At 56.7% G+C, this 448-nt stretch carries 1 protein-coding gene; it reads left to right on the top strand.

The features are described from left to right. Positions 1–448 (top strand): YciE/YciF ferroxidase family protein (locus AACY45_RS28595; protein ID WP_339548831.1); only part of this gene is annotated, 448 nt, incomplete at both ends.

The following is a 448-nucleotide window of genomic DNA, read 5'->3' as shown; positions in this document are numbered from 1 at the left end:
GACATGCTGTGGGACTGTTCACCAAAGACATCGTGACATTCGAGGATCTGTTTCTGCATCAGTTGCAGGACGTCTATTATGCCGAGCATCAAATCCTGAAAGCGCTTCCCAAGATGGCCGAGAAAGCGACCAATGGATCGCTCAAGACGGGCTTTGAAACCCACCTGCGCGAAACCGAGGGCCAAGTTCAGCGCCTCGAGCAAGTGTTCGACCTGATCGGAGAGCAGCCCAAAGGGGCGACGTGTCCGGCGATCGAAGGCATCATCAAGGAAGCCAATGAAGTCGCGGGCGACATTGCCGACAAAGCGGTGCTCGATGCAGCGTTGATCGCATCGGCTCAGGCGGTCGAGCATTATGAGATTACGCGCTACGGCACCTTGATCGCCTGGGCCAATCAGCTCGGCCGCACCGATGTTGCCGCGATTCTGCAGGAAACGCTCAACGAAGA

Source organism: Pseudomonas sp. RA_35y_Pfl2_P32 (assembly GCF_963970735.1).
Lineage (GTDB): Bacteria > Pseudomonadota > Gammaproteobacteria > Pseudomonadales > Pseudomonadaceae > Aquipseudomonas.
The sequence above is the reverse complement of the archived record's forward strand: the minus strand, read 5'-3'. Positions and strand labels throughout refer to the sequence as shown.